The organism is Chromatiales bacterium (genome assembly GCA_020445605.1).
GTDB lineage: Bacteria > Pseudomonadota > Gammaproteobacteria > JAGRGH01 > JAGRGH01 > JAGRGH01.
Genome location: JAGRGH010000049.1, coordinates 178,548 through 203,741 on the forward strand (window position 1 = coordinate 178,548; position 25,194 = coordinate 203,741).

Below are 25,194 nucleotides of genomic sequence, written 5' to 3' on the forward strand. Positions count from 1 at the left end.
TCTACACAGCGGCCGCGCCGGGTGTCAGCGCAGGCCCCATCGCGCGGCGGGCGGCACGGCAGGCGGCGCGGTCGGTTTTGCACCGCGCCCGCTGGAAACGCAGAATGCCCGACATCATCGCCCAGCTGGCAGACCGCCACCAGCGTCGAAAATCATGCAAACGCGCCTCGTTCTGGCCTCGACCTCGCCGTATCGCCGCGCCCTGCTGGAGCGGCTGGGGCTGACGTTCGAGGTGGCTTCGCCCGATATTGACGAACAGCGCCTGCCCGGCGAGGCACCGGTGGCGCTGGTTGCACGCCTCGCGCAGGCCAAGGCCCGCGCCTGTGCGCCGGCGTTTCCCGATGCGCTGATCATCGGCTCTGACCAGGTCGCGGCCCTCGGCGACGCGGTGCTCGGCAAGCCCGGCGATCGGACGCGTGCCATCGCGCAGCTCGAAGCGGCGAGCGGGCGGACGGTGGAATTCCACACCGGCCTGTGCCTGCTGAATGCCCGCACCGGTCGCGCGCGCATCGTGGTCGAACCGTTCAGCGTGCACTTCAGGTCGCTGACGCGTGCCCGGATCGAGAACTACGTGGACCGTGAGCAGCCGTTCAACTGCGCCGGCAGCTTCAAGAGCGAGGGGCTCGGGATTGCGCTGTTCGAATCACTGCAAGGCGATGACCCGAACGCCCTGATCGGCCTGCCGCTGATCCGGCTCATTGACCTGCTCGCCGCCGAGGGCGTGCACGTGCTTGCCGCTCAGTGAGCGTTCGTCACAGTTGCGGGAAGTGCCGTGCCGTGACGGGTGTTCCCACCAGCCCGAGCACCGTCTGCCATTTGGTTTCGCGCAGGCGCGGCAGTCCATAAACCGGCGCGCGGCCCGCTTCGGCCTCCGAGTAGGTGCCGAACAGGCGGTCCCAGATGCTCAGCACCTCGCCGAAGTTCGTGTTGTTCTCGGCCGGCTCCGGCGAGTGGTGCATGCGGTGCAGGGCCGGCGTGATGATCACGATACGCAGCGCGCGGTCCAGCCAGTCCGGCCAGACGATGTTCGCGTGCTGCAACAGCGAGCAGGCGCCCATGACGATACCGCGCAGACCGACGATCCAAAACGGGATCCCCATCAGGCCGCAGACCAGCACCTTCCAGCTGATGTTGGCGATGACCTCGCCCGGGTGAAACCGCAGCGAGGTCGTGGCATCCAGATGCGGATCGCTGTGGTGAACGGCGTGCACCAGCCACAGCGGTCGAATACCGTGGCTCAACCGGTGAAAGACGTACTCGCTTAGATCGACGATCAGCAGCCCGGCAGTCACCTCGAACCACCACGGCAGGTCCAGCCAGTGAAACGGCCCGAACCAGGTCTCGGTCAGGTGATTCTGCAAGTCCAGAATGCCGATGCCGAAAGCCAGATCGCCGACCGTGAAGGTCACGAGCCACAGGCCGAAGTTGCGCGCGATATGCCGGATGCGTTCGGCCTCGCCCGCAAACGGCAGGGCCGGTCGCAGCGATTCGGCGATGATCAGGAAAAAGAAGCCGAGCCCGGCGACCCAGTAAAAAACCCGACCGACTTCGGCAAGCGCCTCGTTGGTGATCACGGATCAGGGCACGCGGGCGCGTGCCGGCGAAAGTGCACCGGGGTTAGCGACGGTTCCGGAAACGGCGGATGGCCCACGCGCCGGCCAACCCGGCCGAGATGGACAACCCGAACAGGCCAACCTCGGTCAGTGCCGGGACGTTGTGGAAGTCAATCATGTCCAGATGGCCGGCAAACGCGGCCGAAGCGAACGGAAGGCTCAGCAGAGCGACAAGTCGTTTCATTTCAGTACAGTCCCCGGGGTTGCGCGGCATCGCAACAATAGTACACCCGGGTTGTTGGATCAATTCGGAGCCCCGGTCTGAAAGGACTAATCGCTTGGCGTCCTTAGACGTCTTGGCGGTTCAAACGACTGTCTTGGCTTCGGTACGTTGGCGCGCGGTGCGCACCGTGCGCGACTGACGCTCGCTTCCTGCCACTATCGCAATTCGGGCGCCACACTCTGCGCGGCAAAACCGGCAAAGCTGCGGGCTGCTGCGGCGCCGAGGCGGTCGGCGAGGCGTTCGAGCAGGTCGGTCTTCTTGGTGAACTTCACGATGTCTTCGGCGCCGATCACATCGCGCGCAACCTGGCCGGCCGAGCCAATCTCGTCGACCAGCCCCATGGCGACCGCCTTCTCGCCGCTCCAGATCAGACCGCTGAACAGATCCGGATCGTTTTTCAGACGCTTGCCCCGCCCTTCACGCACGGCGCTGATGAATTGTTCGTGCAATTCGTTGAGGAGCCCCTTCGTGTAGCTGACTTCGTCCTCGCGCAGTGGTGAGAACGGATCAAGAAAGCCCTTGTGGTCGCCAGCGGTCAGCAGGCGACGTTCGACGCCGAGTTTTTCCAGGGTGTCGACGAAACCGAAGCCGTTCATGAGTACGCCGATGGAACCGACGAGGCTCGCCTTGTCCGCGTAGATTTTGTCGGCTGCCGCGGCGATGAAATAACCGCCGGATGCGCACAAGTCCGTGACGACGGCATACAGCGGAATGTCCTTGTGTTTTTCGCGCAGACGGCGAATCTCGCGGTAGACCATGCCGGCCTGCACCGGGCTGCCGCCGGGACTGTTGATGCGCAGAATCACGCCCTTGGTCGCCTTGTCCTCGAAGGCGTCGCGCAGGCTTTCAACCAGATGATCGGCGTCGGCCTTCTCCCCGGCCGCGATGACGCCGTCGAGTTCGACCAGGGCCGTGTGCTTGTCGCCGGTCATGGTCAGGCCGTCGCTCCAGAGATCCGGCTTCAGCAACAGCAGTGCGAACACGAGATACGCGAGTGTCAGCAGTTTGAACAGAATGCCCCAGCGACGAGCACGGCGCTGCTCGACCAGTGCGCCGGTCGCGAGCTTCGTGATCAGGTCGCGCTCCCAGCGGCTGGGCGCGTCGGCGCCGGCCGATGATCCGGAGGCACTCTTGTCGATGGTCGGTTCGGTTCGGTCCATGGCCTGTTCGCTTGAAAATCGTGGGAAAAATGAACCTATGTGCCGGAAGCACGCGTACGCGCCAGTCCACCGGGTACTGCGGCATTGTCTGCAAACCAGCCCGGGAGTTCCGCGACGTGGTTCAGCAGGATGATCGGTTTCTGCGCCGCGAGCCGCTCACGCTCGTGCGCGCCGCTCAACACACCAATGGCGGCGGCACCCGCGGCATTCGCCATGGCGAGATCGAAGTCCGTGTCGCCGATCACGAGCGCACGTTCGGGCGCGATCGCAAGTTCGGTGCACAGTTCCAGCACCATGTCCGGCGCGGGCTTGGATCTGGTTTCGTCCGCGCAGCGCGTGGCGGCAAAGCGCGCATGCAGGCCGCTTTCGCCGAGCGCGCGATCCAGCCCGCGACGACTCTTGCCGGTCGCCACCGCAAGCACAAAGCCCTGCTCGGCACCCCAGTCCAGCGTTTCGCGGGCGCCGGGGAACAGCGTCTGCGGGGTCTGGTCGGCATTGAGCCAGGCGTGACGGTAGCCTTCGCCGATGCGCGCCAGGGTTTCGCTGTCGGCCTCGGGAAACAGCGCGGCAATGGCCTCGGTCAGGCCGAGGCCGATGATGGAACGGTAGTGTGCGTCAGGCAGACGCGGCACCCCGACCTGATCGCAGGCGGCGCGAAAACACGCCACGATCTTGCGCTCGGAATCCATCAGCGTGCCGTCCCAGTCGAATATCAACAGGTCAAATTCCATCGCGTCGCAGTCTGTCCAGGGTCTGTTGCAGTTCGTCGGGCAGGGGCGCCTCGATCTGGTGGCGCCGGCCGCGCAGTTCAAAGGCCAGCCGCTCGGCATGCAGGAACATGCGTTTGAGGCCGATCCTGCGCAGGCGTGCGTTGAAATCGCGATCGCCATATTTGGGATCACCGGCGAGCGGTCGGTCGATCGCTGCCGCGTGCACCCGGATCTGGTGCGTGCGGCCCGACATCAGGGTCGCCTCGACCAGCGTCGCCGCGCCAAAGCGTTCGCGCGGTGTGAAGCGCGTGCGCGCCGCGCGTCCGTCCGGGTCGGTGCGCACGATGCGTTCACCTCCCGCGAGCACATTCTTCGCGAGCGGTGCATCGACCTCGACTGCCCCGCCTTTCCAGCGCCCGCCGAGCAACGCGAGGTAATGCTTGTCGATGCCGCCGTCGCGCATGCCGGCATGCAGTTCGCGCAGACTTGCGCGATCTTTCGCGATGAGCAGACAGCCGGAGGTTTCGCGATCGAGTCGGTGCACGAGTTCCAGCGTTTCGCAGTCCGTGCGCGCGGCGCGCAGCAGTTCGATCGCGCCGAACGACAGGCCGCTGCCGCCGTGCACGGCCATGCCCGCGGGCTTGTCGAGCACGATCAGGTGCCGGTCCTCATGAATGATCGCGGCACGGACGCGCTCGATCGCGGTCGGTGGCGGGCCGCTGCGGGAAGGCGATTCCTCGGGCCTGCGCAGCGGCGGCAGGCGGATTTCATCGCCGGCCGCGACCCGATAGTCGGCCTTGACCCGACCGCGGTTTACGCGCACCTCGCCACGCCGCAGCATGCTGTAGATGCGTGTGCGCGGCACGCCCTTGAGCAGGCGCAGCAGAAAGTTGTCGATGCGCTGACCAGCATGATCGGGGCCGACACGTTCGAAGCTTGGCGTCGGAGCGGCGGTTTCAGCGACCACTCGAACTGCTCCGCAGCAACACATAGACCGCGCCGGAGCCGCCATCGCTGCGCGGCGCGGTGATAAAACCAAGCACGGAATCGATGCGCCGCAGCCATTCGTCGACACGCGCCTTGAGCACCGCGCGCCCCTCGAACGAGCCGAGACCCTTGCCGTGAATGATCCGCACCGCGCGCCAGTGATAGCGGCTCGCATCGAGCAGAAACGCCGCGAGTCTCACGCGCGCCTGGGCCTGCGTGAGCCCGTGCAGATCGAGCTCGCCCTGCACGCGAAAACGTCCGCGGCGCAGATCCCTGAGCAGGCGCTCGTCGACGCCGGGTCGGCGGAAGTACAGCTCGTCGGGACTGTCGAAGCCGCTCGGGTCAGGACGGTCGCGGCGCGATTCGTCGAGCGCGCGCAGTTCGTCGGCGATCCGCTCGCGCGCCCGGGGTGCCGGTCGCGGACGCGCATGCCGCACCCGGTCATGCCCGAGCGGGCGCACATCGCGCATGGCGTTCGCGAACAGCTCGCTGTCGTTCGGGTCTACGGGTTTGGACATGGCGATTTCGATGCAACGGGCTTCGGCCATTACGAGCGGCATACATGGCATGGAGCGAAGCGCTGCCAGTATAGTGGCGCCGCGTCCGCGACCGCAGGCCTTGGGGGGCCGCGCGGGTTACGCGTCCGGCGGACGACCGGGTCAGGCGTTTCGACGCCGGGACCCGATTTGCGTTCCACCTGAAGAAGCGCTCGCCTCGATGCACATCCTGATCAGCAACGACGACGGCTACCAGGCGCCGGGCCTGCGTGCGCTGGCCGATGCGCTCGGCGTGCTGGGTCGCGTGACCGTCGTGGCGCCCGAACGTGACCGCTCGGGCGCGTCGAACTCCCTGACCCTGGATCTGCCGATCCGCGCCCAGACCATGCCCGACGGCTTCATCCGCGTGGACGGCACACCGACCGATTGCGTGCACGTCGCGATCACCGGCCTGCTGGAAACCGAGCCCGACATGGTGGTCTCCGGCATCAACAGCGGCGCGAATCTCGGCGATGACGTGCTGTATTCCGGCACGGTTGCCGCCGCGATGGAGGGTCGCTTTCTAGGCCTGCCGGCGATCGCGGTCTCACTGGCCTCGCATCAGCCGAAACATTACGAAACGGCCGGCGTGGTCGCACGACAGCTCGTCGAGCGGCTGCGTCACGATCCGCTGCCGTCCGACACGCTGCTCAATGTGAACGTCCCGGATCGTCCGTTCGGCGAACTGGCGGGCTGGAAGGCGACCCGGCTCGGCAATCGGCACAAATCCGAGCCGGTGGTGCAATCGCGCGATCCGCGCGGCCGGCCGATCTACTGGGTCGGACCGCCCGGTGCGGAACAGGACGCCGGTTTGGGCACGGATTTCCACGCCGTGCGCAGCGGGTTCGTGTCCGTGACACCGATCCAGGTCGATCTCACCCGGCATTCGAGCGTCGAACCGCTGGGCGCGTGGCTGCGCAAGTGGAGCGAATGACGGCGACGCGCTGGCCCGGCGCGGGCATGACCTCCGAACGCGCGCGCGACCGCCTGCTGGAACGTCTGCGCGAGGAGGGCATCCGATCTGAAGTCGTGCTCGAACGCATCCGCACCCTGCCCCGACACCTGTTCGTCGACCAGGCGCTCGCGCATCGCGCATACGACAACACGGCCCTGCCGATCGGGCTTGGCCAGACGATTTCGCAGCCGTGGGTCGTCGCGCGCATGACCGAACTGCTGGTCGAATCCGGTCCGCTGCGTTGCGTGCTCGAGGTCGGCACCGGGTCCGCGTACCAGACGGCGATCCTTGCGCCGCTGTGCAACCGGTTGTACAGCGTGGAACGCATCGAGGCCCTGCATCTGCGTGCCCAGACCAGGCTGCGTGAACTCGGTTTCAGACGCGTGCGGCTGTTTCATCGCGACGGTGGTGAAGGACTGCCCGAATATGGCCCGTACGACGCGATTCTGGCGACCGCCGCACCGCGCGAGGTGCCGGCAGGCTTGCTCGCACAGCTCGAGGTCGGCGGGCGTCTGGTGTTGCCAAGCGGTCCCGACGAAGGGCAGCGGTTGTTGCGCATCACGCGCGGCGCGCAGGGTTATCGCACGGAAACCTTCGACGCCGTCAGTTTCGTGCCACTGGTCGCCGGGCTGGTCTGATGCGCATCTTCTCGCCGCTGTACGAGCGCGCGCTGGTCTGGTCGCGACATCCGCACGCGCCACGCTATCTCGCCGGCCTGAGCTTCGCGGAATCGTCGTTCTTTCCGGTGCCACCGGACGTGATGCTCGCGCCAATGTCTCTGGCGCAGCCCGGCAGGGCTCTGCGGTTCGCGTTGCTGACGACGGTCGCATCGGTGCTCGGCGGCGTTGCCGGTTACTGGATCGGCGCGCTCGCGATCGGCAACATCGAGCCGCATCTTGCCGAATGGGGCTATCTGGACGCCTATCGCACCGCGCACGACTGGTTCGGGCGCTGGGGCTTCTGGGCGGTATTTCTCGCGGGTTTCTCGCCGATCCCGTACAAGGTTTTCACGATCTCGGCTGGTGCCGCGCAGATGGCCTTCGCCCCGTTCGTGCTGGCGTCGCTGATCGGACGCGGCGCGCGGTTTTTCCTGGTCGCGGGGCTGATCGCCTGGGGCGGTGAACGCCTCGAGGCGGGTCTGCGCCGCTGGGTCGACTGGCTGGGCTGGGCGCTGGTCGTCGTGATCGTGCTGCTCGTCGTGTACCTGCGTTATATGTGAACGATCTGAAGCGGACCTGGCTACGGCTGTGCGCGGTGTGTCTGGTGAGCGCCGTGCTGGCGGGCTGCGGCTCCGCGCCGCGTCGAGATTCCATCCCGGCGACATCCGCCACGCAGACGACGCGCTATTCGACCCCGCCGACGCACTACGTCGTGCGCACCGGCGACACCCTCTACAACATCGCCTGGCGCTATGGGCTCGACTACAAGACCGTCGCTGCGCTCAATGCCATCGCTGCGCCCTACACGATCTTTCCCGGACAGCGGCTGCGTCTGCTGCCAAATGCCGCGGAGAAGCCTCGCGGGCGCCGCGTTGCATCGGTGAAGCAGCCGCCACAGCCGACCCCGGCGCCGCGTCCAAAGATTCAGAAATCCGCACCGAGACCGCCCGCTCCGTTGCCAAAATCCGCCCCGATTTCCAGCCCGCTGCGTTGGCAGTGGCCGATCAGCGGAACGGTCATCGAAGGCTACGATCCGCGCGACGCCGAGCGAAAGGGCATGCGAATCCGCGGCAGCGAGAACCAGCAGGTTTTCGCGGCCGCGACCGGCATGGTCGTCTACAGTGGCACCGGCCTGGTCGGTTACGGTCGGGTGGTGATCATCAAACATGACGAGACCTGGCTCAGCGCCTACGGATTCAACAAGCGTCTGCTGGTGCGCGAAGGCGACCGCGTGCAACAGGGCAAAGCGATCGCGGAACTCGGCGCGAGCGGCGATCGACCCGCGATGCTGCATTTCGAAATCCGGCGTAACGGTCAGCCGGTCGACCCTCAGCAGTTGTTGCCCCGCCGCTGATCCGCGGCATAGCAACGCGCGTATGGCTGACTTGCGCGCTGGTAAAAAAATCGAATTCGACCGCCTTGACAACGCACGCGCATTGTCGCAACAAACGGCGTACACTGTGCTCGCATAAACACGCGGCGTCGACAGGCGACCACGAGCGAAAAGCCACCGAACGGAGACCGTGCAATGCGTGCGAGCGACCGCATCGTCGAAGACGATTCGCCCGATCACGAAGATTCCGACTTTCACGAAGAATTCGAGGCTGCCGACGCGGCCGATGACGAAGACGCCGATTCCAAGGCCGACGCCCAGGAAGACAGCAGCAACGACGACGACGATGACGATGACGACGCGGAACCCGTCGTCTATGAAGCCGGCACAATCCCCTCCTCCCAGCTCGATGCCACCCGCCTGTATCTCGCCGAGATCGGCCATTCCGAGCTTCTGACGCCCGAAGAAGAGCGCTACTACGCACGCAAGGCGCAGCGCGGCGAAGAGGCCGCGCGCAAGCGCATGATCGAGTGCAATCTGCGGCTGGTCGTGAAGATCGCGCGGCGCTATGTCAATCGCGGGTTGCCGCTGCTGGACCTCATCGAGGAAGGCAACCTGGGTCTGATCCGCGCGGTCGAGAAATTCGATCCCGAACGCGGTTTTCGCTTTTCGACCTACGCGACCTGGTGGATTCGTCAGACGATCGAGCGTGGACTGATGAACCAGACGCGTACGATCCGGCTGCCGATCCATATCGTCAAGGAGATCAACATCTACCTGCGCGCGGTTCGTCAGCTGTCGCAGACCAGCGACCGCGAACCGACCAGCGAGGATGTCGCCATCCTGCTGGACAAGCCGATCGAGGACGTCAAGCGGATGATCGGCCTGACCGAACCAATCGCCTCGGTCGACTCGCCGTACTCGAAGGATTCCGACAAGCCGCTGCTGGATTCAATCGCCGACACCTCGTCGGTCGATCCGGAGGACGAGGTCCAGGACATGCACCTGCATGCCAACCTGGACCACTGGCTGGGGCAGTTGTCCGAAAAGCAGCGCGCCGTGGTTGAACGCCGATTTGGCCTGGGTGGGCATGACAACGCCACGCTCGAAAGCGTGGCCTCGGAACTCGGCGTGACCCGCGAGCGTGTACGCCAGATCCAGATGGACGCACTCAAGCGCCTGCGGCGCATCCTCGAACGCGAGGGGTACTCCGGCGACGCCCTGTTCCGTTGATCCGGCGTTCTACCGCCCGACAACACGAGACAGGCAATCCCTCCCAATCGTCACCACGCAGGTGGTCGGGCTTGCATAGGCAACCGAAAGCCAAGCTGTTCGCTTGTCACGTCGAAAAGGCCATGGATGGGCCTTTTTGAACAACCCGCAAAGCGCCTCGCCGCTTTGCGGCCAAATCGAATCCTTTTTTCTCCGATTGAATTTTCAACCGCTAGGGAAGCTCTGATCCATCCATCCCGGGTTGCCCGAGCGTCGAAAACGAAAAAGTGCGATTTTTCGTTTTCTTTAATTTTTTACGTCTTACACCTGTTGAAAATGGCAGCACTTTCCTTGTCATGTGAAGATCTGAGTCGTTCAGAGCTCATGGCGATCCAATAGGGTTACCGATCTATCGAATACGGGTAGCGAAACCACACGGGCCGCAGGAGAGCCCCGCTAGTGCCACCTCAAGTGGGCTGACCCGGCGCAGCCGCTGGAACAAGACACCAACGCTTGAATGACGTGGCTTCGCCTGTACAACGGCGAGGCGTTCCACCCACCCAGTCAAACTGCGATCAAAGCCACCATCCGGCTCCTTGCCGGCGCAAACATTTCTGCTTGCGTAAAGTAATGCGAATCGTTAGTATTCGCTTCACGGACGATTAGTCCACCCTTCGCCAGCCAGCTTCTCGCCAGCCAGCAAATGGGCCGCCTTGGGCACGCGAATCAGTTTCGCAAGCCTCGGGGGCCCGCATTCCTTTGGCAGACGAGATTGAAAAATATGAGACTCGGATACTCTGCGGCGGCGTGCGCCGTGGTACTGGCTGCCTCGGGGCCGATTTCGGCTTCCGAGCTTATCGAGGCGCGCATGGCACGGATCGAGGCGCATCTGGCGCACATGCAGAACCGGCTGAAACAGCAGGATGAAACCATCCGCGCGCAACAGGCCATCATTGCCGAGCAGCGCGCGACCATCGAGAAGGCCACCGCGCGAACCGACGCCATCGAGGCGCGCGTTGCCCAACCGGAGCCTGAACGCGCCGACGGCAGCGCATGGTATGAACGCGTTGCGATTTCCGGCGTGGTCGAAGTCGAGGCCGGAACCACCTCCCCCTATACCGGAGACCGGGAATCCGATCTGACCCTGGCGACGTTTGAACTGGCGGTCGCCGCGAAGATCACCGACCTGGTGTCGGCCGGTGGCAGCCTGCTCTATGAGGAAGGCGATACCCCGCTCGAGGTCGACACCGCATGGGTGACGCTTGGCAACAGCGAGGAAGGTCCATGGTCAGTCACCGCCGGACAGATCTACGTGCCATTCGGCGTCTATGAAACCAAGCTGCTGTCCGACCCCCTGACACTCGAGCTCGGTGAAACCCGTGAGACGGCTGTGCAGGGCGGCACGGTCTCGGGGCCATTCAACGCGGCGTTGTACCTGTTCAACGGCGACAACGAACACAACGGGCGCAACCGCATTGCCAGCTGGGGCGTGAGCGGCGGATTCTCCCAGGGAGATGATGACGTCGGTTACAGCCTTGGACTCGGTTACATCAGTGATCTCGGTGATTCGGACAGCCTGCAGGGCGTGATCGCCGATTACCTCGGCAGCAACGACACGGATCGGGTCGGCGCCTGGACCGCGAGTGCCGCAGCGCAGTTCGGCGCGTTTACGGTGATCGGCGAATATCTGACCGCCAGTGAATCCTTCGAGGCTGCGGCCGTTCCGTGGAAGGCGGGCGGCGCCAGGCCGTCGGCCTGGAACATCGAGGCCGGTTATGGTTTTGAGCTGATGGGTCGGGAGGCGACGGTGGCGGTCGGTTATCAGGGCACGCGCGAGGCGCTGGCACTGGAACTGCCGCGCCAGCGTCTGCTTACGGCGGTTTCGGTCGGGGTCTACGACGGTACGACGCTGTCGTTCGAGTGGGCGCATGACACGGACTACGACACCGGCGACGGCGGCACCGGCGAATCCGCGAACACCCTGACCGCGCAGCTCGCGGTCGAGTTCTGATTGCACTGCATCGAAACGAAGGAAACAGACCATGAAACGAGTCCTGCTTCTCGCCGGCGCGCTGGCCGTGTCCGGACCTGCCGTCGCCGCGATAGACGCACGTGCCGTGCTGAATCACTACGCCGATCTCGCGCATGCGATGTACGACGACTCGCTGATCGGGGCACACGGTCTGCGGGTGGCGGTCGAACGCCTGGTGGCCGAGCCAAGCACGGCGAATCTACAGTCCGCACGCGAGGCCTGGAAGGCGGCACGTGTGCCCTACCAGCAGACCGAGGCCTTTCGCTTCGGCAATGCCATCGTTGACGACTGGGAAGGCAAGGTCAACGCGTGGCCGCTCGACGAGGGATTGATCGACTATGTGGCAACTGCGTATGGCGAGGAATCCGATGAAAACCCCTATTACCGGGCCAACGTCATCGCCAATCCGCGGCTGGTGCTCTCGGGGCGGACAATCGACGCGCGCGAGATCACCCCGGAGCTGATCTCCGACACTCTGCACGAGGTGGACGAGATCGAGGCCAACGTGGCGACCGGCTACCACGCGATCGAATTCCTGCTCTGGGGGCAGGACCTGAACGGCACCGGGTCCGGCGCGGGAAACCGGCCGGAGACCGATTTCGACCCGAAGCGGTGCACGGGCGGTCACTGCGAACGTCGTGCCGCCTACCTGCGTGCCGCCACGAGTCTGCTGGTCAGTGATCTCGAATGGATCGTTGCGCAGTGGTCACAGGGCGGTCCGGCGCGTGACTCCCTGCTGGGTGCGGGCGCCGACCAGGGGCTCGCGACGATCTTCAAGGGGATGGGCAGTCTCTCGTACGGTGAACTCGCCGGCGAACGCATGAAGCTCGGGCTCATGCTGCACGACCCCGAAGAGGAACATGACTGCTTCAGCGACAACACACACTGGTCACACTTCTACGACGCGCTTGGTATCCGCAACGTCTACACGGGGCGCTACGTGCGTGCCGACGGTTCGACCCTTGCCGGCCCGGCGGTTGCCGATCTGGTTGCCGCACGGGACGCAAAGATCGATGCCGATCTGCGCGCGCGGCTGGAGGCGACACAGGCGCGCATGCAGATCCTGGTCGACAGCGCCGAGCGCGACGGGGTCGCCTACGATCAGCTGATCGGCGCCGAAAACCTGGCCGGGAATGCCAAGGTTCGCGATGCCATCGACGCCCTGCTCGCGCAGACCAAGGCCATCGAACGCGCGGTTTCCGTCCTCGGACTGGATGCGATCGCGTTCGAGGGTTCCGACAGCCTCGATGCGCCGGATACCGTCAAATAAGGCCTGATTGCATCAGGATCGCCCGCGGCACATGGACGTGCCGCCATTTTCAACGGATGTAAGCCGTTGAAAATGAGAGAAAAAGGAAAATCGCACTTTTTTCGTTTTCGCTGCTCTGGCAATCCTTCGACGGATTGATCAGGGCTTCCGTAGCAGGTTGTTGAAAAAGGCCCATCCATGGCCTGTTCAACATCGCAACCGAAGAGCGCGGTTTTCGGTCGCTCACGAACATCAGCCACTTGCGTGTCCGGGTTTCGGGCGAGACATCCCTGTCTCGCGATATCAGCCTGTTGAAACGAGATTTTCGACAGCCTGCCAAGCAAAATGCCGGGGCGACCCCGGTCCATGACTACATCTGGGACTGCAAGTAGTTTTTCAGCCCGATCTTTTCGATCAGGCCGAGCTGCTTCTCCAGCCAGTAGGTGTGATCTTCCTCGGTGTCGTCGAGGAGCTTTTCGAGGACTTCGCGACTCTGGTAGTCGTGCTCCTGTTCGCAGACCTTGATGGCATGCCGCAGTTCGGCGACGACCTGACACTCGACCGCCAGATCGTTGCGCAGCATTTCTTCCACATCCTTGCCGACGTTCAGGGCGCGGGGTTCGGCGAGGTCCGGTTTCCCCTCAAGAAACAGGATCCGCTGGATCAGCCGGTCGGCATGCTGAGTTTCCTCTTCCATCTCGTGGATCGTGTGCTCGCTGAGCTTTGTGAGCCCCCAATCGTCGTACATGCGCGCATGCGTAAAGTACTGGTCGCGCGCCGCCAGTTCACCGGTGAGGAGCTTCTGTAGCTGTTTCAGAACCTTGTTGTTGCCTTTCATGGTTGCGCCCCTCTAGATCTGCGCTTGCAGGTAATTTTCGATGCCGCTGTGTTCGATCAGCCAGAGCTGGGATTCGAGCCAGTCGATCTGCTCTTCGGTGTGTTCCAGTAGGTCTTCCAGCAAATCGCGGCTGACGTAGTCGGAAGCGCCTTCGCTGAGGCCGACGGCGTCGACGAGCTGCCGTCGCAGATCGGTGCCGAGCTTGAGATCGGCGGACAGGATTTCCGCCGCGTTCTCGCCGATCAGGAGCTTGCCCAAGTCCTGGAGGTTGGGCAGGCCTTCGAGAAACAGCACCCGTTCGATCAGATCGTCGGCGGCCTTCATGGCCCGGATCGAGTGTTTGTATTCGGCCTCGTTGAGCTTCTCCAGCCCCCAGTTCTTCAGCATGCGGGCATGCAGAAAGTACTGATTGATGGCCGTGAGCTGATTTTTCAGCGCCAAGTTGAGCGCCGAGACCACTTGCGGATCGGATTTCATTTTCCACCTCGCGATGAATCGGAAAGTGCACCGGGGCTGGCGATCCGAAACAGGCGGAGTGGCTGGGCCCAAAAGTGTGTTCGCAACCAAATTATTGCAGATGTGCCGCCCCCTTTTTTGTTGGCGACGTTGACCTGGGTCAACGTAACAGCTATTGCGAATCGTTCGTATCTCGTATACGATGCCTCCCCAACGTGTCTGCCGAAGGCTGGCCCACCATGTATGTGTGCATTTGCAATCGGATTACCGACCGGGACATCCGACGCGCCGTCAGCCAGGGCGCTGTCTCGATGTCGAGCCTGTGCGCCCAGCTCGAGATCGCCAAAAACTGCGGGCGTTGCGCCGAGTGCGCCTGCAATATCCTGAACGAGGAACTGCAGGCACAATGGTCGATAACGGGCGCCGCAATGCTGGCCAGTGCCTGAGCCCCGCGGACTCGAGATCACCGGCTCGGTCAACAGATCCGTGCTCGCCTGGCTCCAGCGACACCCCCGGGTATTGCACTGGTTCCTGCGCCGGTCCAATGCGGCGCTTGAGAGCCGCCGCGCGCGACGTTCCCGCAATCTCCGCGAGCTGTTCGCCCGGACCACGCTTCGGAACTAGCTGCCTCGCGCGTTCTCGCTTCTGATTGCGCCGGATTCGACCGGCTCCGGACTCCGCCCGCCCAACGTTCTGGTCCGCTCAAAGATGAATCTCTTCAAACCCACTGCAACGGCGACGGCGCTCGGACTGATCGTGATCCTGCTCAGTCCGCCGGGGCTGTCGACGACGGATTTCACCCGCGCCGAACCAGGCGAGGCACGGCCGGGCGGCGACACGACGCATGCCAAGCAGCTGAACAAGGATGCGTTCTCGCACGCCTCGGCGAACATGAGCTTCGAACGCGAGCTCGACTTCAAGATCGGCAACGGGTTCTTCAAGCGGCTGTGGGTCAGCGCGCCGTCGTCGACCCAGGCCGCGGACGGGCTCGGTCCGATCTACAACGCCCGCTCCTGCCAGCGCTGTCACCTGAAGGACGGCCGCGGCCATCCGCCGGAAGGCGTGGACGACAATGCCGTTTCGATGTTTCTGCGTCTGAGCGTGCCACCGCGCAATGACGAACAACGGCAGCGCTTGGCCGAACATCAGGCGAAATTCATTCCCGAACCGACCTATGGCGCGCAGTTGCAGGATTTTGCGATTGCCGGGCATGCCGCCGAAGGCCGCATGCAGATCGAATACTCAACGGAAACGCTGCAATTCGCCGACGGGAGCGTGGCTGAATTGCGCAAACCGGCCTACTCGGTGGCGGACCCGGCCTACGGCCCGCTCGACCCGCAGGTGATGCTTTCGCCACGCATCGCGCCGCAGATGGTCGGTCTGGGGCTGCTTGAGGCCATTCCGGCCGAAGCGATTCTTGCGCTCGCCGACCCGGACGACACCAACGACGACGGCATCTCCGGGCGCGCAAACCGCGTCTGGAGCCTTGCCGAGCAACGCGTGATGCTTGGCCGCTTCGGCTGGAAGGCCGGCGAACCCAGCGTCGACGAACAGTCCCAGGGCGCGTTCGCCGGCGATATCGGAATCTCCGTGCCGCTGCATCCGGCCGGCGCGGGGGAATGCACCGCGCGACAGACTGCATGTCAGGACGCACCCAATGGCAACAGCGAGCAATATCACGGGCTGGAAGCGGACTCGACCATTACCGATCTGGTCGGCTTCTACTCCCGCAACCTCGCGGTACCGGGCCGCCGCGATGTCGACGATCCCGAAGTCCTCGCCGGCAAGCGGCTGTTCTACGAGACCGGCTGCACCGGCTGTCATCATCCGCAGTTCAAGACCGCCGCATTGCCCGACCGGCCCGAGCAGTCCAGCCAGCTGATCTGGCCGTACACGGATCTGCTGCTGCACGACATGGGCGAGGGTCTGGCCGACCACCGGCCCGAGGGCGAGGCGAGCGGCCGCGAATGGCGTACCGCGCCGCTATGGGGAATCGGACTCACGCCGGTGGTCAACGGTCACAGCTACTACCTGCACGACGGACGCGCACGAAACCTGCTTGAGGCCATTCTCTGGCACGGCGGCGAAGCCGAAAAGCAGCGTGATGCGGTACTGCGCATGTCTGAACTCGAGCGTGGTCGCCTGCTGCGATTCGTGGAGTCCCTGTAGATGAACGCGACGACGCGCGTGATCATCACCCTCGCGCTGCTGGCACTGGCGCCGGCGGCCAGACCGAACAGCACGCTGAGTCCCGACCTTGCGCTGGTCGACCGGCACATCGTCCCGGGTTATCAACGGCTTGCCGGGGCGACCGCACGGTTGGCCGAGCGCTCGGGACGTTTCTGTGCAGCCACGAACGAAGCAGAACTGCAGGCCCTGCGCGCCGACTACCACGCCGCCGCCGACGCCTGGCAGTCGATCCAGCACGTTCGCATCGGCCCCGTCGAGCTGTACACGCGCCGGTACCGTTTCGAAATGTGGCCCGACCGAAAAAATGTGCTCAGCCGGCATCTCCTGGCTCTGCTGGCCACGCGCGATGAGGCCGCATTGCAGACCGAGCGCTTCGCCCGCGCAAGTGTCGCGGTGCAGGGCTTCCCGGCGCTGGAACGCCTGCTGTACCCGGGTGACGAAGTACTTTCGGAGTTCGGCCCCGATGAGGCCGGACGCTATCGCTGCCGGGTGCTGAACGCCATTACGGCCAATCTGCACGGGATGGCCAGCGAAATCGTGGTGGAGTGGACCTCCGGCGAGGACAGCCATCGCGGCCTCGTCGCCGCTGCGGCGAAGGGCAACCGCTTCTACGCCGATGGCCGGGATGTCAGCGGAAAACTGCTCGGCAGCCTGAATACGGCCCTGCTGTTCATGATCGAGGACAAACTTGGCAAGCCGCTCGGCGAATCGATCGAATCGGCCGCACCGAAACGGACTGAATCCTGGCGCAGCCAACGCTCGGCTCGCGACCTGATCCTGAATCTCGACGCCGTTGCCGAGCTGTACCGGGCGCGCTTCGCCCCGCATCTGGACGCGGCGTTGAACGGGCGCATGGAGCTGGAGATCGAGCGCGCCTCATCGCGGCTTCGCGCCGTCGAAATGCCGCTGTTCAAGGCCGTGTCTGACGCCGGTCAGCGCGTTTACCTCGACGACGCGCGAGGCGCCCTGGGCGCGATGCGTGAGCTGGTCGCGGGTCCGATTGCGACCGCACTCGATCTTGCCATGGGATTCAACGCCCGCGATGGCGATTAGTCGGCGTTCCCTGCTCGGCGCCGGCCTGGGGAGTTTTCTGGTTGGACCGCTGAGCGCGTTCGGCGGCGCCGGATCGTATCGATTCGCCTGCGGCACCGACCGGGCCGAACAACACTGGTTTGTTGCCATCGAAAGCTCGGGCGAACCGGGGATCATCATCGCGCTGCCGGCGCGTGGACATGGCTTCGGCGTACGTCCTGGCGGTGATGAAGTTGTCGTTTTTTCACGGCGACCCGGCACTTTCATGAGTGTGGTCGACCTCCGGACGCGTGCGGTGGTCCGCACGATCGAATCCCCGCCGGGCCGACACTTTTACGGGCATGGTGTTTTCGATCCGCCCGGGCGCCATCTGTTTGCCAGCGAAAATGCCTACGAGACCGGCGATGGCGTAATCGGCATCTACGACGCCACGGACGACTTCCGGCGACTCGGCGAGTTTCCCAGCCACGGCATCGGACCGCACGAAGTCGCCTTGCTTGCCGACGGCCGCACACTGGTCGTGGCCAATGGCGGGATCCGCACGCATCCCGAAACCGGGCGCACCAAGCTGAATCTCGACAGCATGGATCCGAGCCTGACGTATCTGGCGGTCGACGACGGCAGCCTGCTCGGCGCATGGCGGCCACCGTCCCCGTGGCATCAACTGAGCCTGCGCCATCTTGCGGTCACGCCCGGCGACCGGGTCACCGTGGTCGCGCAATACGAGGGTCCGGCGAACCGTCATCCGCCGCTGGTCGCCTTTCATGCCGGTGAGGAAGCGCTCGATCTGCGCCCGATTCCGCCCGGAATGTCGCAAAGTCTGAGGAACTATTGCGGAGGCGTGTGCGCGGACCGCTCCGGGCGCTGGCTCGCGGTCAGCGCGCCGCGTGGCAACCGCGTGCTGTTCTGGTCGGCCGCGCAGCGTGAATGCCTGGACGCGATCGAGGCGACCGACGCCTGCGGGCTGTGCGCGGGCGACAGCGACGGCGAATTCATCGTGAGCGCCGGAACCGGCACCTTAGTAGAGGCGAATATCGCCGTGGGCGGAGCGACCAGTTCGGAACTTCGCAAACCGGTCGGTCTGCGCTGGGACAATCACATGGCATAGCAGGCCGCCGGGGAAACTCTGATTGAATCAGGGATTCGAGCGGCACACGGAGCTAACGCCGCTTTCGACGGCTACAAGCCGTTGAAGAATCGACCCGTCATCACCAGGCAACAACCTCTTCAATGATCTCCGCGAGCAGCGCCGCGATCGGCTCCACGACCGGATCGCCTGCATAAGGTCTTGGAATCGACAGGTACACCCGCCCGGGTTCCGTGGTCAGCGTATAGATCGCGACGGAATACGGACACAGCACGATGTTGTGCGGATTCGACTCGACCAGCCGGTACGACAGGTCGGATTTGCAGAACAGCACGATCTCCGCTTCGTCATAGATGCGCCGAGTCGCACCGACCGCCTCGGCCGTGCGGTCGAGCATCGTCGCGGCGTGCGAGACATAGCTCACGACCAGCCCGCGCGCGGCAATCGCCTGATTCAGGGTGTCCCTGGTCTCGGCGAAGCTTGCGGTCTTCGACCACACCAGGGCGGGCCCATTCGGTTCGCCGTCCGCCTGGCTGGTCGCTGCGGCACACAAGGCCAGCAGAAAGATTAGAACCCGTTGCATTTCTCGGTACTCCTGCATTCAAAACCGAAATCTCACGCTCGACGCAACCGACCTCCAGCACGTTGCCGCCGACAACCCACGAACACGCGCCGCGTCAGGCGACGTTCGCCCTGCTCTCCACCGGTTTGCCGGCGGCGGCACCCAGCGCCCAGCCCACGCCAAGGCCACCGAGCAGATCGAGGGTCGTCTTGGATTCCACCCCCGTGGCGATGCACTGGCCCGGTCCGGCGCAAAGCCCGCGCAGCCAGTGCGTCGCCTGGGTGCGCGTCGCGGGATCGGTCAGCAACTCGGTCCACTGCGACTCGATCCGCACGAAGTCGAACGGCCAATGGGTATCGCCACCAACGATTCGCAGCCAGCTCGGCGCCGGCGAATCGAGCAGCAGTCGATAGCCGCGCGCGTGCAGGCGATCAAACCGTTCGCGGTCCGGATTGCCCGCGCGTTCGAGGTCGACCGCCGCCAGCCCGATGATCAGCCGTCGCCGGTCGAACGCATGGTGGCGTTCCAGATCGTCCAGGGTGTCGAGCAGTTCATCGCGCAGGAACAGGTCCACGCCGATGCCGACAATGAACGAGCGCTCGCGATCGGTGCCAGCGGCAAGTTGCCGGAAGGCCTGATCGAGCAGCCACTTGTCCAGCATGGTGCGCAGACCGTAGCGCACCGCGGCGCTGAGCAGCAGATCCGCGCTGGCCACGCCGCCGTCGTAGACCAGCCCAGGCGTCAGATCGAACAGGTCCGGTCCGTTCGGATCGAACAGCGGCCGCGCCGGCGCCAGCCAAGTGCGCAGACGCTGGTCGCTGATCGCCGCCCGCAGTTCGGTTGCCCAGCGTAGTCCGCCGGAGGTGCCCGAGCCGTGTTCGGCGCTGGCGCGTGCGACGCAAATTCCGGTGCTCTTCAGCGACTTTGCCTCGTAGCAGGCGTTGTCCGCGCGCGCGACGACATCCTGCGTGGAGTCGTCCGGGCCAAAGGTCGCGATCCCGATGCTGACGCCCAGGGCGATCGAGCGCCCTTCCTCGACGTAGCGGAAGTCCCGCACGCGCTCGCGAATCCGCTGCGCGAGCGACAGTGCGTCGTGTTCCGGTGCGGCTGGCAGCAGGATCGCGAACTCGTCCCCGCCCATGCGCGCGAACAGCGCCTGGGCGGGGACGATTGTCGCCACCGACTGCGCGATCTCGCGCAGCACCCGATCGCCGACCCGGTGACCCATGCTGTCATTGATGAACTTGAACTGATCGAGGTCGAGGTACAGCAGCGCATGCATGCCACTGTCCTTGTCCACGCGCAGATCGCGCATCCGGTCGTGAAACGCGCGGCGGTTCGCCAGCCCGGTCAGCGTGTCGTGATAAGCGAGGTAGCGAAGTCGGTCGAGCAGCGCGAGTTCCCGGCTGCGGTCGTGCAGCACCACGACCACGCCAAGGCCGCTGCCGTCCGCGTCCAGAATCGGCGTGGCCTGAATCCTGACGGGCGTGTGCCGGCCCTGATGATGAATGAGCTGGGCGTGTTCGATCCGCTGCGGCTCGCGCAGACCCAGCCAGCGCTCCACGCCGACCTCGCTGCGAAAATGCAGCACACTGCCGATCGGCTGCCCGACGATGCGCTCAGGCGGCTGACCGATCAGGGCTTCTGCCGCCGAGCTGACGAAGGCCAGCCGCCCGTGTTCATCGCTGACGAACACCGCCTCTCCAAGCGAGCGCAGCGTGATCAGTGCGCGGCGTTGCAGATCGCCAAACTCGCGCTGTGCGTCACTGCGTTCGCGCGTGACGACCGCGAGCAGATAACCGACGGCTGCGGTCACGCCGATGAACGAGATGCGTACGATTGCCTCGATCTGTCCTGTGTTGCCGGCGCTGTAGTCATGCGCCAGCACGACCGTGGCGAGCACGACGGCCGCAAGGGCCGCGCCGGCGACGCCGCCATAGAGCGCGACAAAGATCAGTAGTGGCGTGAGCAGAAAGAAAAACTGCTCGGCGACGGTGTCCGGCAGTGACCACATCACGACTGCGCCGGCACCGAGCACGGCGATGCCGACGGCAACCCGTGCCCATGATGCGCAGCGACGCGAATCACGCCCGAGCAGATAGACCAGCAGCGGTGCGACGATCAGGATGCCCATCGCATCGCCCAGCCACCAGGTCACGGCGGCCGCGGTGAAGCGCTGGGCCGCAACCAGGTCCAGGCCCACCAGTGTCGTCACGCCGATCAGCGCCGAAAGAACCGGTGGTATCGCCGCGCCGGCCACGATGAACGCCAGCACGTCGCGCGGATGTTCGAACGGTACGGCGGCCTTCAGGCGCGTGAGCAGTGCCGTCGCCAAACCGGCCTCGACGAGCTGCGCCATGCCGCCGATGACGCCGGCGAGCACCGGCTGCCCGAGTGACCAGGCGATCGCGAACTCGCCGATCAGGATCACCGGAACAAACCGCAGACCGAAACACCAGATCAGCGCAAAACCCAGTCCCGCCGACGGCCATAGCGGCGATAGTCCGCCGGTATGCACCTGTGCGAGCAGGCCAAGACGCGCGAGGCCGTAATACGCGACCGCGAGCGCCAGCACTGCCGGCGCCCACACCAGCGGGTGTGACGACTCAAGCCAAGACGCAATGCCGCCTGATGTTCGTCCCTGTGTTTCTGTCATCGAACCTTTCCGCCGTTGTTGCTGCGGCCTCAGTCGTCCTGCATAGCGCGTTCCGCGACAGATGTCCAGCCGCCGTGCGGCGATCACGCTTCCCGCGCGGGAAGCGTGAGCGACCTATCAACCGTTCGCCTGAATGCGGGCGGATCGGACCGGCAGGCGCGTAGTACACTGCCGGCGCCGTTCTTTCCGGGGGCGCGCGCCTTGCCCAATCCCAACGCACGACGACTGCTCGCCGAACGCCTCGCCGCGATTTCCGCGAAACCACTGATGGCAGTCGCGCTGCTTGCCATCGTCGCGACCGCACTGCTGGCGAACCACATGAACGGCTTCGATCGCGCGCTCAAGCGCGGACGACTCGAAGCCGGCATCGTGCAGATGGAACTGGCGTTTACGACCGAACGCGCGGTCGCGCTGGCACGCGACTGGGTCGGCTTGCGCGCCGCCGTTCCACCGCAGCCCGGGGCGATGGGCTGGCAGTGCGCGGGCCTGAACAACGGGATCGAGTGCGCGCGGGCTTCGCTGCGCTGGGACTGGCTGCTGATCGTCCTCTACGCCTCAACGCTGATCCTGGTCTTCGCGGCGGGCCTGCGCCTGCGCGGGATCGCGCCGTCGGAACGCCATCTGTCATGGATGCGTCTGCCGGTACTGGCCGGTCTTGCCGATATTGTCGAGAACGTGCTGATGGTCGCCCTGCTGACCGGCGCGCTCTCGGCCGGGGCCGTCGCGGCGATGGGGGCGTTCGCGGTCGTCAAGTTCACGCTGATCGCGGTCTACCTCGTGGGTATGGCGTACTTCCTGACGCGCCGGTCCTCGCAGCGCCAGGCCCTCTGACGCGCCTGTCATGACCAAACGTGTCGCAATCGTCTGGTTCCGCAACGATCTGCGCCTGACCGACAACCCCGCACTGACCGCGGCCGCCGCAACGGTCGATGCGATCCTGCCCGTATACGTGCATCAGCCGACCGAGCACGGCGCCTGGGCGCCCGGCGCCGCATCGCGCTGGTGGCTGCACCACAGCCTCACGGCGCTGGATGCCGCACTGCGCGAGCACGGCAACGCGCTGTGCGTGCTGCGCGGCCCGACGCTGACGGCGCTAGAGTCGCTGATCGAGGCGCACAGCGTGGTGGCCGTGCATTGGAACCGCGTCTACGAACCGGCGCTGATCGAGCGCGACAAGCTCGTCAAACAGGCCTTGCGGGCACGTGGGGTCGAGGTTCACTCGCACAATGCCTCCCTGCTGCACGAGCCCTGGGGACTGCTCAAGGCCGACGGCAGCGCGTACCGCGTGTTCAGCGCGTACTGGAAGGCCGCCCTGCGCAAGGGCGTCGATCTGCCGCCGGCCGCGGCGCCGCGCCATCTTCAGACCCTCGCGAAGCCACCGGCTGGCGTGGCGCTGGCATCACTCGAACTGCTGCCACGCATGCCCTGGGATGCCGGGCTGGCCGCGCGCTGGGCGCCCGGTGAACGCGGCGCGGAAGACGTCCTCGGGCGGTTTTTCGCCGCGGGCTTCTCCGGTTATGCACAGGGTCGCGACCATCCGGCCCGGGCGCTCACCTCGCGGCTGTCGCCACACCTGCATTTCGGCGAAATCGGGCCTCGGCGCGTGATCGCGGCTCTGCGCGCGCATGAGGCCGGGGCGCCGACCGGGGCCACTCCCAACGTCGAGCGGTTTCTGGCCGAAATTGGCTGGCGTGAGTTTGCCCATCACCTGCTCTATCACTTCGCGCATACGCCGCAGGCGCCGCTCGACCCCCGCTTCGCCGCGTTTCCCTGGACCGGCGGCGCGACGGATCGCGAGGTCTGGGCGCGCGGACGGACCGGAATACCGATCGTCGACGCCGGCATGCGTGAGCTGTGGGAGACCGGCTGGATGCACAATCGCGTGCGCATGATCGTCGCCTCGTTCCTGACCAAGAATCTGCTGATCGACTGGCGCGAGGGCGCGCGCTGGTTCTGGGACACCCTGGTCGACGCCGATCTCGCAAACAACACCCTGGGCTGGCAATGGACCGCCGGCTGCGGCGCGGATGCCGCGCCGTATTTCCGCGTGTTCAATCCCGTTCTGCAGGGCCGGAAGTTCGACGCGAACGGTGACTACGTGCGCCGCTTTGTGCCGGAGCTGCGCCGTCTGCCGACCCGACATGTCCACGCGCCCTGGCAGGCGCCCGCGGCTGAACTCGCGCAGGCCGGCGTTCGGCTGGGCGAAACCTATCCGCGAGCGATCGTGGACCTGAAGGCGACGCGTGAACGCGCCCTCGCCGTCTGGGCCGCGCTGCGTGCAGATTGACTCACGTCATGCCCTGCCCTGTTTCGGTACATCCGACGCATCGCCATGATAAAATTGAGGAAACTCCGAAACGTTCCGAGTTTGTAGAACGACAACGACTGCGTAGCTCCGCATGGGCATGCATTTTTCACGTACCAGGCGGCCGATTTCCTTCCAACGAGGTGACAGACCCATGACCCGGAGCCGAACCTTCTCGACCCTCGTGGCGTTGGCACTTGCGGCGTCGGCCGCGGCCAGTGCGCAGGAGCCCGCTGCCAGCACCGAGGTGATCACCGTGCAGGCGGCCAAGATCGGCGGCACCGTCACCGTGGGCGGCACGGTATTGCCCGAGAAGATCGTGAACCTGTCCGCGCAGATTCCTGGCGAGGTCGAGCAGCTGGCCGGACTCGAGGGCGACGCCTTCAAGGCCGGCGACGTGCTGATCGTGCTGGATACCGACACGCTGATGGCCAAGCGCAAGGCCGCGGTGGCCGGCTACAACAGCGCCCTCGCGGGTCATCAGAACGCCGTCGTCCAGTTCAACCGCGAGGTGCAGACACCCAACTCACAGGCCAATGCCATGACCGGCGGCATGCCCGGCATGTTCAGCATGTTCACCGACCCGATGCGCAGCATGATGGGCCAGGGCAACCCGACCTACGAGCGGCACTCGAACCTGGTTGGTCAGGGCACGCAGATCCAGGTCGCCCGCGACCAGATCGCGCAGGCCGAGGCCGCGATCCGCGAAGTCGACGAGGCGATCGAGAACGCCGCCAGCAAGGCGCCGTTCGATGGCGTGATCGTCAAGAAGATGGTCGAGGTCGGCGACATCGTGCAGCCCGGCATGCCGCTGCTGTCGTTCGCGGACACCAACAAGATGCAGATCCAGGTCGAGATGCCGAGCCGCCTGATCAGTGCGATCAGACAGGGCGACCAGGTCCAGGCCCGTCTGGACCGTGGACGCGGCACGCTGACCGCGACCGTTTCGCGCATCTTTCCAATGGCCGAACAGGGCGGCCATACGACCACCGTGAAGTTCGATCTGCCGGACGAGTCCGGCGCGGTGTCCGGCATGTATGCCGAGGTCCAGATCCCCGACCCGTCGGAATACGCGCAGGACATGGCCGTGGTTCCGGATTCCGCCATCGTCTGGCGCGGCAGCCTGCCGGCGGTGTTCCTGGTCGGCGACGACGGCGCGCTGTCCATGAAGGTCGTCCGTATCGGCGAGCGTGCCGCCAGTGGCAAGGTCAGCATCATTTCGGGGCTCAAGGTCGGCGATCGCATACTCGCGCAACCGGGTGCCTCGACCCGTTCCGGGCCGCAAGGCTGATCCGCACCGCCGTTCTGCCGTGCTCTCGCGGCATCGAGCCGGCCCTGAGCTTTCACTGCGGCCCGCGCCTGCGCGCCGCCCCACCCGTACGCTCCCCTGCGGCGGGTA

General features: G+C 65.2%; 25 protein-coding genes. 15 read left to right on the plus strand and 10 right to left on the minus strand.

The window, feature by feature from the left end:
- Positions 1-154: 154 nt before the first annotated feature.
- Entirely contained in the window at positions 155-745 is a 591-nt protein-coding gene (gene maf, locus KDG50_11195) for a septum formation inhibitor Maf (protein MCB1865988.1), read from the plus strand.
- Positions 746-752: 7 nt separating this feature from the next.
- On the opposite strand, the gene KDG50_11200 is transcribed toward maf, so the two are convergent.
- The 6 genes from KDG50_11200 to KDG50_11225 all read right to left on the minus strand — a co-directional run bounded on the left by KDG50_11200 (position 753) and on the right by KDG50_11225 (position 5,211).
- Complete coding sequence (locus KDG50_11200) at positions 753-1,574, minus strand: sterol desaturase family protein (protein MCB1865989.1); 822 nt, start codon at positions 1,572-1,574, stop codon at positions 753-755.
- Between the two features lie 43 nt (positions 1,575-1,617).
- Positions 1,618-1,797, minus strand: a complete 180-nt coding sequence (locus KDG50_11205) for a hypothetical protein (protein ID MCB1865990.1) — start codon at positions 1,795-1,797, stop codon at positions 1,618-1,620.
- 194 nt (positions 1,798-1,991) lie between these two features.
- Positions 1,992-2,996 carry a S49 family peptidase gene (locus KDG50_11210; protein MCB1865991.1) on the minus strand — a complete coding sequence of 335 codons (1,005 nt, stop codon included), beginning with the start codon at positions 2,994-2,996 and terminating at the stop codon, positions 1,992-1,994.
- 35 nt (positions 2,997-3,031) lie between these two features.
- Entirely contained in the window at positions 3,032-3,727 is a 696-nt protein-coding gene (locus KDG50_11215; GenBank protein MCB1865992.1) for an HAD-IA family hydrolase, read from the minus strand.
- Positions 3,717-4,697 (minus strand): RluA family pseudouridine synthase, encoded by a 981-nt coding sequence (locus tag KDG50_11220; protein ID MCB1865993.1) that lies wholly within the window; start codon positions 4,695-4,697, stop codon positions 3,717-3,719. The genes KDG50_11215 and KDG50_11220 overlap by 11 nt, the downstream gene beginning before the upstream one ends.
- Complete coding sequence (locus KDG50_11225) at positions 4,663-5,211, minus strand: Smr/MutS family protein (GenBank protein MCB1865994.1); 549 nt, start codon at positions 5,209-5,211, stop codon at positions 4,663-4,665. Before KDG50_11225 ends, KDG50_11220 begins: the two co-directional genes overlap by 35 nt.
- Before the next feature lie 199 nt (positions 5,212-5,410).
- On the opposite strand from KDG50_11225, the gene surE reads away from it, so the two are divergent.
- From surE to KDG50_11260, 7 genes are all read left to right on the plus strand, one after another.
- Positions 5,411-6,163: a 5'/3'-nucleotidase SurE gene (surE, locus tag KDG50_11230; protein ID MCB1865995.1), complete on the plus strand. Its 753-nt coding sequence runs from the start codon at positions 5,411-5,413 to the stop codon at positions 6,161-6,163.
- Positions 6,160-6,822: a protein-L-isoaspartate(D-aspartate) O-methyltransferase gene (locus KDG50_11235; protein ID MCB1865996.1), complete on the plus strand. Its 663-nt coding sequence runs from the start codon at positions 6,160-6,162 to the stop codon at positions 6,820-6,822. Before surE ends, KDG50_11235 begins: the two co-directional genes overlap by 4 nt.
- Positions 6,822-7,403 carry a DedA family protein gene (locus KDG50_11240; protein MCB1865997.1) on the plus strand — a complete coding sequence of 194 codons (582 nt, stop codon included), beginning with the start codon at positions 6,822-6,824 and terminating at the stop codon, positions 7,401-7,403. The genes KDG50_11235 and KDG50_11240 overlap by 1 nt, the downstream gene beginning before the upstream one ends.
- A gap of 5 nt (positions 7,404-7,408) precedes the next feature.
- Positions 7,409-8,197: a peptidoglycan DD-metalloendopeptidase family protein gene (locus KDG50_11245; protein MCB1865998.1), complete on the plus strand. Its 789-nt coding sequence runs from the start codon at positions 7,409-7,411 to the stop codon at positions 8,195-8,197.
- Between the two features lie 174 nt (positions 8,198-8,371).
- A complete protein-coding gene (rpoS, locus tag KDG50_11250) occupies positions 8,372-9,409 on the plus strand; it encodes an RNA polymerase sigma factor RpoS (GenBank protein MCB1865999.1) in 1,038 nt (345 codons plus the stop codon).
- Between the two features lie 760 nt (positions 9,410-10,169).
- Positions 10,170-11,399 (plus strand): LbtU family siderophore porin, encoded by a 1,230-nt coding sequence (locus KDG50_11255; GenBank protein ID MCB1866000.1) that lies wholly within the window; start codon positions 10,170-10,172, stop codon positions 11,397-11,399.
- Positions 11,400-11,430: 31 nt separating this feature from the next.
- Positions 11,431-12,690, plus strand: a complete 1,260-nt coding sequence (locus KDG50_11260; GenBank protein MCB1866001.1) for a hypothetical protein — start codon at positions 11,431-11,433, stop codon at positions 12,688-12,690.
- A gap of 349 nt (positions 12,691-13,039) precedes the next feature.
- Here KDG50_11260 and bfr (KDG50_11265) read toward each other — a convergent pair whose 3' ends face one another.
- Positions 13,040-13,507, minus strand: coding sequence for a bacterioferritin (gene bfr, locus KDG50_11265; protein MCB1866002.1), 468 nt, complete (start codon positions 13,505-13,507; stop codon positions 13,040-13,042).
- A gap of 12 nt (positions 13,508-13,519) precedes the next feature.
- A complete protein-coding gene (gene bfr, locus KDG50_11270) occupies positions 13,520-13,984 on the minus strand; it encodes a bacterioferritin (GenBank protein MCB1866003.1) in 465 nt (154 codons plus the stop codon).
- A gap of 218 nt (positions 13,985-14,202) precedes the next feature.
- Between bfr (KDG50_11270) and KDG50_11275 the strand changes: the two genes are divergently transcribed.
- From KDG50_11275 to KDG50_11290, 4 genes are all read left to right on the plus strand, one after another.
- A complete protein-coding gene (locus KDG50_11275) occupies positions 14,203-14,409 on the plus strand; it encodes a (2Fe-2S)-binding protein (GenBank protein ID MCB1866004.1) in 207 nt (68 codons plus the stop codon).
- A gap of 262 nt (positions 14,410-14,671) precedes the next feature.
- Positions 14,672-16,132 carry a hypothetical protein gene (locus KDG50_11280; GenBank protein MCB1866005.1) on the plus strand — a complete coding sequence of 487 codons (1,461 nt, stop codon included), beginning with the start codon at positions 14,672-14,674 and terminating at the stop codon, positions 16,130-16,132.
- Complete coding sequence (locus KDG50_11285; GenBank protein MCB1866006.1) at positions 16,133-17,206, plus strand: imelysin family protein; 1,074 nt, start codon at positions 16,133-16,135, stop codon at positions 17,204-17,206.
- Positions 17,196-18,293: a DUF1513 domain-containing protein gene (locus tag KDG50_11290; GenBank protein MCB1866007.1), complete on the plus strand. Its 1,098-nt coding sequence runs from the start codon at positions 17,196-17,198 to the stop codon at positions 18,291-18,293. Before KDG50_11285 ends, KDG50_11290 begins: the two co-directional genes overlap by 11 nt.
- 100 nt (positions 18,294-18,393) lie before the next feature.
- Here KDG50_11290 and KDG50_11295 read toward each other — a convergent pair whose 3' ends face one another.
- Together KDG50_11295 and KDG50_11300 are read right to left on the minus strand one after the other, a co-directional pair.
- Positions 18,394-18,855, minus strand: coding sequence for a DUF302 domain-containing protein (locus tag KDG50_11295; protein MCB1866008.1), 462 nt, complete (start codon positions 18,853-18,855; stop codon positions 18,394-18,396).
- A gap of 94 nt (positions 18,856-18,949) precedes the next feature.
- Positions 18,950-21,490, minus strand: a complete 2,541-nt coding sequence (locus KDG50_11300; GenBank protein MCB1866009.1) for a diguanylate cyclase — start codon at positions 21,488-21,490, stop codon at positions 18,950-18,952.
- A gap of 105 nt (positions 21,491-21,595) precedes the next feature.
- Here KDG50_11300 and KDG50_11305 point away from each other — a divergent pair, with 105 nt between their 5' ends.
- The 3 genes from KDG50_11305 (at position 21,596) to KDG50_11315 (ending at position 25,086) form a co-directional block, all read left to right on the plus strand.
- Complete coding sequence (locus KDG50_11305) at positions 21,596-22,321, plus strand: hypothetical protein (protein ID MCB1866010.1); 726 nt, start codon at positions 21,596-21,598, stop codon at positions 22,319-22,321.
- A gap of 10 nt (positions 22,322-22,331) precedes the next feature.
- Positions 22,332-23,777 carry a deoxyribodipyrimidine photo-lyase gene (locus tag KDG50_11310; protein MCB1866011.1) on the plus strand — a complete coding sequence of 482 codons (1,446 nt, stop codon included), beginning with the start codon at positions 22,332-22,334 and terminating at the stop codon, positions 23,775-23,777.
- A 172-nt stretch (positions 23,778-23,949) separates the two neighbouring features.
- Positions 23,950-25,086, plus strand: coding sequence for an efflux RND transporter periplasmic adaptor subunit (locus KDG50_11315; GenBank protein MCB1866012.1), 1,137 nt, complete (start codon positions 23,950-23,952; stop codon positions 25,084-25,086).
- The last annotated feature ends 108 nt before the right edge of the window (positions 25,087-25,194 follow it).